The 6,737-nt window shown below is 74.7% G+C and carries 6 protein-coding genes; 1 reads left to right on the top strand and 5 read right to left on the bottom strand.

What is annotated here, in order from left to right; all coding sequences use genetic code 11:
- Positions 1-673 (bottom strand): Mut7-C RNAse domain-containing protein (locus ABEB16_RS15740; protein WP_345713172.1); only part of this gene is annotated, 673 nt, incomplete at its 3' end.
- Positions 674-789: 116 nt separating this feature from the next.
- Here ABEB16_RS15740 and ABEB16_RS15735 point away from each other — a divergent pair.
- Positions 790-2,634 carry a putative bifunctional diguanylate cyclase/phosphodiesterase gene (locus tag ABEB16_RS15735; RefSeq protein WP_345713171.1) on the top strand — a complete coding sequence of 615 codons (1,845 nt, stop codon included), beginning with the start codon at positions 790-792 and terminating at the stop codon, positions 2,632-2,634.
- A 113-nt stretch (positions 2,635-2,747) separates the two neighbouring features.
- On the opposite strand, the gene ABEB16_RS15730 is transcribed toward ABEB16_RS15735, so the two are convergent.
- The 4 genes from ABEB16_RS15730 to recR all read right to left on the bottom strand — a co-directional run bounded on the left by ABEB16_RS15730 (position 2,748) and on the right by recR (position 6,450).
- Positions 2,748-3,827, bottom strand: a complete 1,080-nt coding sequence (locus ABEB16_RS15730) for an aspartate-semialdehyde dehydrogenase (RefSeq protein WP_345713170.1) — start codon at positions 3,825-3,827, stop codon at positions 2,748-2,750.
- The gene (locus tag ABEB16_RS15725; protein ID WP_345713169.1) at positions 3,824-5,119 is read right to left on the bottom strand and encodes an aspartate kinase; all 1,296 of its coding nucleotides are present in this window, start codon (positions 5,117-5,119) and stop codon (positions 3,824-3,826) included. Before ABEB16_RS15725 ends, ABEB16_RS15730 begins: the two co-directional genes overlap by 4 nt.
- A 166-nt stretch (positions 5,120-5,285) precedes the next feature.
- On the bottom strand, positions 5,286-5,858 hold the full coding sequence (locus tag ABEB16_RS15720; RefSeq protein WP_345713168.1) for a DUF5063 domain-containing protein: 573 nt from the start codon (positions 5,856-5,858) through the stop codon (positions 5,286-5,288).
- On the bottom strand, positions 5,851-6,450 hold the full coding sequence (recR, locus tag ABEB16_RS15715; RefSeq protein WP_345713167.1) for a recombination mediator RecR: 600 nt from the start codon (positions 6,448-6,450) through the stop codon (positions 5,851-5,853). Before recR ends, ABEB16_RS15720 begins: the two co-directional genes overlap by 8 nt.
- Positions 6,451-6,737: the final 287 nt, after the last annotated feature.

Here is a 6,737-nt window from a genome sequence, read left to right as displayed (position 1 = left end):
GCCAGTACAGCCGCCGGCACGCGCCGAACTCGCGGAACTGCTCGTAGCCGCGCCGCGTGCCCGGCGGCAGCCGGTCCGCCACGTCGGCCTTCGCCACGTCGTGCAGCGGCCCGTTGCACGCCGGGCAGCGGGTCAGCGGTGCCGTCGCGGGCGCGAAGCGCTCCAGCACGTCGGCGAGCTGCTCGGCGGTGGTGCGCCCCCGCACCAGCGCGCCCCGCGGCAGCGCCCGGCGCATCAGCAGGCCGCGGTCCTGCGTGAGCAGCACCCGGTCCTCCGCCGCGGCCCGCGCCACGAGGCCGGGGTCGTCGGCGTCGTTGCGGTAGGCGGCGTCCAGCCCGAGCAGCCGCAGCCGCCGCGCCAGCGCCCCGTGGTGGACGTCGAGCAGGAACCCGCCGGCCGGGACGGGCTGGGGGCGGCGCACCGGCGCGACCGCCAGCACCGCCCCGGGGCCGACCCGCTCGGCGGCCCCCACCGGCCGCCCGTCCAGCAGCAGGGTGCCGACCTCGGTCAGCGGCACCCCGGCGGCCTGCACGACGTGCCCGGCGCCGGCGCCCACCTCCTCGCTGCGCAGCACGCCGGTGGTGCGGGCCGTGCGGGGCAGCAGGAAGCGCAGCTCCTCGGCGACGCGGAGGAGGAGGCCGGGGCCGGCGGTGGGGGCGGTGGCGCCGGGCACGGCTCCAGCGTGCCCGAAGCGTGCCCGCCGTGCCGTGATGTCACGATGGCGGAATCATCCGTGACGAACGGTGACGGGCTGTCGTGAGGGTCGCAGGCGCGGAACGGGAGTGGGGCATGCTCGAAGCACCGGCTTCCGGTCGCTCACCGCTGGTGGAGGGCCCGCTGACGAGCCGGATGATGGCGCTGCTGTTCCTCGGCTCCGCCCTGCTGCACCTGGTGGCGAACCTGCCCGCCTTCCCGCGCGGGCAGACGCCGATGTGGCCGGTGGTGATCACCCTGTACCTGACCGTGGGGGCCTGGCTGCTCCGTTCCAGCCACCGCCTGCGCCGCCGCGGGACGATGCCGCTGCTGGTCCTCGTCGACATCGCGCTCGTCACCGCGCTGCTGGCGTCCCAGCCCGACCGCCCCCTGCTGGCGATGCTCTACCTGTGGGACGTCCCCATCGTCTTCACGTTGTTCCGCGCCCGGCTGGTCGTCGCCCTCACGGCGCTGCAGTTCGGCTGCGGCGCCGCCGTGCTGCTGCCCGGGGCGGCCGGCCGGACCGGGTCGTGGCCGCTGGCCCTGCTCAACCTCACCATCGTCTACGGCTGCACCCTCGTCGTCGTCGGGACCCTGACCCGCATCGTGGCGCGCGCCCTGGAGGAGGCGCGCCGGGAGCGCGCGCAGGAGGCGGCCCTGGCGCAGCACCGGGCGTTCCACGACCCGCTCACCGGCCTGCCCAACCGCGTCCTCTACCTGGACCGGCTGCAGCTGGCGGTGGCGCACGCGGCGCGCACGGGCACCGACGTGGCGGTCCTGCTGGTCGACCTCGACGACTTCAAGGTCGTCAACGACAGCCTCGGGCACGCCACCGGCGACCGCCTGCTCGTGGCGACCGTGGAGCGGCTGACGTCGTGCCTGCGCGAGGGCGACACCCTCGCCCGCCTGGGCGGGGACGAGTTCGTCGTCGTCGCCGAGGGCCTGCACCACCCGGAGGACGCCCTCGCCGTGGCCTCCCACCTGCAGGAGGGCCTGGCCCGGCCCGTCGACGTCGGCGAGCAGCGCTTCTTCGTCTCCGCGAGCATCGGCGTGACCTGCGTGGCGGGTCGCGCCCTGCCTCCCGACGAGGTGCTGCGGGAGGCGGACGCCGCGATGTACCGCGCCAAGCGGCGCGGCGGCGGGACGGTGGAGACCTACGACGAGTCGCTGCGCGAGGCGGTGCTGCGGCACCTGGAGCTGGAGCGCGCGCTGCGCACCGGGCTGGACGCGGGGGAGGGGCTGGGCGTCGCCTACCAGCCGATCGTCGACCCCGCGACGGGCGCGTGCCGCGGGGTGGAGGCCCTGGCCCGCTGGGCGTCACCCGGGCTGGGCCCGGTCGGGCCCGACGAGTTCATCCCCGTCGCCGAGCGCAGCGCGCTGATCCTGCGGCTGGGGGAGGAGGTGCTGGCCCGCTCCTACGCCGCCGCGAACCGCTGGCGCCAGCTCGTGCCGGACTTCACCGTCGCCGTGAACGTCTCCCCGCGCCAGCTGCAGCAGCCGGACTTCGCGACCCGGCTCGCGGACCTCGCCCGGCGCAGCGGCGCGCCGGTGGCGGCCGTGCACCTGGAGGTCACCGAGGGCCTGGTGCTGCAGGAGGACGAGGCGGTGGAGGACAACCTGAACCGCCTGCGGGCCCTCGGCGTGCGGCTGTCGCTGGACGACTTCGGCACCGGCTGGTCGTCGTTGGCGCGGCTGCGGACGCTGGCCCTGGACCGGTTGAAGGTGGACCGCTCTTTCATCGGGGACGAGGTCGTCCTGCGGGCCTGCGTGGAGCTGGGCCGCGCCCTCGGCATCGACGTCGTGGCCGAGGGCGTGGAGGAGCCGGCGCAGGCGCAGGTGCTGCAGCGGCTGGGGTACCCGCTGGCCCAGGGGTACCTGTTCGGGCGGCCGGTGCCCGAGGAGGAGGTGACCCTGCTCCTGCTCGCCCGGCAGCGGGTGTGAGCCCCCGCCCGGCGGGCAGGGCCCCGCCGCGGCCCCGCGCACCGGGCCGCACGCACCGGGCCGCACGCGCGGGAGCCCCCGCCCGGTCCGGGCGGGGGCTCCGCGGTGGTGGGTCAGGCGGTGAGCTCGGCGGCGACGAGCTCGGCGATCTGCGCGGTGTTCAGCGCGGCGCCCTTGCGGAGGTTGTCGCCGCAGACGAACAGGTCGAGGGTGTTCGGGAAGTCCAGCGCCTGCCGCAGCCGGCCCACGACCGTCGGGTCCCCGCCGACCGTGCCGGCCGGGGTCGGGAACACGCCCGCGGCGAGGTCGTCGCGGACCTCCACGCTCGGCGCGGCCTCCAGCGCGGCGCGCGCCTCCCCGACGGTGATCTCCTCGGCGAACGTGGCGTGCACCGCGAGGGAGTGGGTGGTCTGGACCGGCACCCGCACGCAGGTGGCCGACACCCGCAGCCCGGGGATGCCGAGGATCTTGCGGGACTCGTTGCGGACCTTGAGCTCCTCGCTGGTCCAGCCGCCGTCCTTCAGCGAGCCCGCCACCGGCACCACGTTCAGGGCCAGGGGCGCGGGGAAGGGGGAGTCCGCGCCGAGCTTGGCCGCGACGGCCTCGGCGACGTCCCCGGCGCGCTGCCCGAGGGCGCGGTCGCCCGCGACGACCTCCAGCTCGTCGTAGAGCCGGTCCACGCCGGGCTGCCCCGCACCGGAGGCGGCCTGGTAGGAGGCCACCACGAGCTCGGTGAGCCGCCAGCGCGCGTGCAGGGCGCCGAGGGCGTCCATCATCGTCAGCGTCGTGCAGTTGGGGTTGGAGATGATGCCCTTGGGGCGGTTACGCGCGGCGGCGCCGTTCACCTCGGGCACCACGAGCGGCACGTCGGGGTCCATCCGGAAGGCACCGGAATTGTCCACGGCCACCGCGCCGTGCTCGACGGCGATCGGCGCCCACTCGGCGGACACCTCGTCGGGCACGTCGAACATCGCGACGTCGACGCCGTCGAAGACCTCCGGCGCCAGCGCCCGCACGACGACGTCCTCGCCGCGCACGCGCAGCACCTTGCCCGCCGAGCGGGCCGAGGCCACCAGGCGGATCTCGCCCCAGACGTCCTCGCGCTCGGACAGGATGCCGAGCATCACGGACCCCACGGCGCCGGTCGCGCCGACGACCGCGAGGGTGGGCTTGCGGTTCGCGCTCTCGCTCATCGTCCGGTGCCTCCGTAGACCGTCGCTTCGCTCTCGCCGTCCAGCTGGAAGGCGGTGTGGACGGCGCGCACGGCGTCGTCCAGCTCCTCCGCCCGGGTCACGACGGAGATCCGGATCTCCGACGTGCTGATCATCTCCATGTTGATCCTGCGCTCGCCCAGCGCCTTGAAGAACGTCGCCGACACCCCGGGGTGCGAGCGCATCCCGACGCCGACGAGCGAGAGCTTGCCGATCTGGTCGTCGTACTCCAGGCGCTCGAAGCCGATGGCGGCCTTCACGCGCTCCAGGGCCGCGACGGCGGTCTCGCCCTCCGCCTTGGGCAGCGTGAAGGAGACGTCCGTGCGCGCCGTCGCCGCCGCCGACACGTTCTGCACGATCATGTCGATGTTGACCTCGGCCGCCGCGACCGCCTCGAAGATCTGCGCGGCGGTGCCGGGGGTGTCGGGCACGCCGACCACGGTGATCTTGGCTTCGCTGCGGTCGTGCGCGACGCCGGAGATGATCGGCTGCTCCACGGTGGCCTCCTGGCTGGACTGCGGGGTCGAGATCGCGGGGACGGGCCCGTCGGTGACCCACGTGCCCTCGTGCTGGCTGAACGACGAGCGCACGTGGATCGGCAGGTCGTAGTTGCGGGCGTACTCGACGCAGCGGAGCATGAGGATCTTCGCGCCGTTGGCCGCCATCTCCAGCATCTCCTCGCTGGAGATGCGGTCGATCTTGCGGGCGGTCGGCACGATCCGCGGGTCGGCGGTGTAGACGCCGTCGACGTCGGTGTAGATCTCGCAGACGTCGGCCTTCAGCGCCGCGGCGAGCGCGACGGCGGTGGTGTCGGAACCGCCGCGGCCCAGCGTGGTGATGTCCTTGGTGTCCTGGCTCACGCCCTGGAAGCCCGCCACGATGGCGATGGCGCCGGAGTCCAGCGCCGTGCGGATGCGGCCGGGCGCGACGTCGATGATCCGCGCCCTGCCGTGCGCGGAGTCGGTGATGACGCCGGCCTGGCTGCCCGTGAAGGAGCGCGCCTCCAGGCCGAGGTTGTGGATCGCCATGGCCAGGACCGCCATCGAGATCCGCTCCCCGGAGGTGAGCAGCATGTCCAGCTCGCGCGCCGGGGGCAGCGGCGTGACCTTCTTGGCGAGGTCGATGAGGTCGTCGGTGGTGTCGCCCATCGCGGAGACCACGACGACGACGTCGTGACCGGCGCGTCTGGTGGCGGCGATGCGCCGGGCGACGCGCTTGACGCCCTCGGCGTCCGCGACCGAGGAACCGCCGTACTTCTGCACCACGAGAGCCACGAGGACCCATGGTACCGAGCCCGGGAGCCGGTTCCGACCACTTTTCGGACGGGAGCCCCGTGATGGCCTTGCGACAGGAAGTTTTCCGGTCGATCGCCCGGTCCGGGCCTGTCGTGTCGTGCTCCTGCCGGTCCGGCACGCCGGCGGGCGCCGGGCCGGCAGCGGGTCAGCGCGCGTGCAGCGCGTCGAACTCCGCCCCCGCGACCACCTCGGGGTCCACGTCGAGGCGCAGGTGCCCCAGCAGCGACTGCAGGGTCCGCAGGGTGGCCGTGGCGCGCGGGCCCCAGGAGGACAGGTAGGAGAACTGCCACCACCACAGCGCCTCCTCGACCCGGCCGGCCTCGTGGTGGCGCAGGCCGTGCACGAGGTCGGCCGCCACGCTGGCCAGGTCGTCGGAGAGGGTGCCGGGCACGAGGCGGGCGTCGGTCAGGGGGTCGGCGACGTCGGCGAACTCGTCGATGCCGTGCAGCACGTTGGCCAGGCCGGCGCGCACCGGGTCGACGTCCGGGTCGGGACCCGCGTCGGGCTCGAAGCGCTCGACGAGCACGACGTCGCCCATGGCGCCGAGCCGCGCGCCCGCCAGGAGCACCTGGCTGACGGCCAGCAGCAGCACGGAGATGGCGGTGTCGTTCATGCGGCCGGTGGCGACCTCGGTGACCGCGTCGAGGTAGGCCTGCGCCTCCAGGGCGGTCGTGCCGGCGACGGCCAGCAGCTCCAGGTCCAGGTCCTGCTCAGGCATCGAGTGATCTCCTGCCGACGAATGCACGACCGAGGGTAACCTCATCGGCGTACTCGAGGTCGCCGCCCACCGGCAGGCCCGACGCCAGCCTGGTGACCCGCAGGCCCAGCGGGTGCAGCAGCCGCGCGAGGTACGTGGCGGTCGCCTCGCCCTCCAGGTTCGGGTCGGTCGCGATGATGATCTCGGTCACCTCCCCGTCCGACAGCCGGCCCAGCAGCTCCTTCACCCGCAGGTCGTCCGGACCCACCCCCTCCATGGGGCTGATCGCACCGCCGAGGACGTGGTAACGACCCCGGAACTCCCGGGTGCGCTCGATGGCCACCACGTCCTTGGACTCCTCCACGACGCAGATGACCGTGGTGTCGCGCCGGGGGTCGCGGCAGACCCGGCAGCGCTCCTCCTCGGCGACGTTGCCGCAGACCTCGCAGAAGCGCACCCGGGCCTTGACCTCGGTGAGCACCTGAGCCAGGCGCCGCACGTCGGCCGGATCGGCCTGCAGCACGTGGAACGCGATGCGCTGCGCGCTCTTGGGGCCCACGCCCGGGAGGCGGCCCAGCTCGTCGATCAGGTCCTGGACCACTCCCTCGTACACACCACGTGAGCTTAGGTGCTGGTGCCGACAGCGCCGCGTGCCGGCGGCGCCGCCCCCACCGGACGGTGGTGGGGGCTCAGCCGTCGGTGGTGCCCGGGCCACCCGTGGGGCTCAGCCGTCGGTGGAGATGACGCGCCCGCCGAGCAGCTGCTCGACGACCGCGGGCCCCATGAGCGGGGACCCGTCGACGTCGACGTCGGCGTCGTCGCGGCTGGGTTCGTCGTCCTCGGGGGAGGCCGCGACCCCGGTGCCGGCCGGGGCCGGGGGTGCGGCGGGCGGCGCCGGGG

Source organism: Kineococcus glutinatus (assembly GCF_039542765.1).
GTDB lineage: Bacteria > Actinomycetota > Actinomycetes > Actinomycetales > Kineococcaceae > Kineococcus_A > Kineococcus_A glutinatus.
The sequence above is the reverse complement of the archived record's forward strand: the minus strand, read 5'-3'. Positions and strand labels throughout refer to the sequence as shown.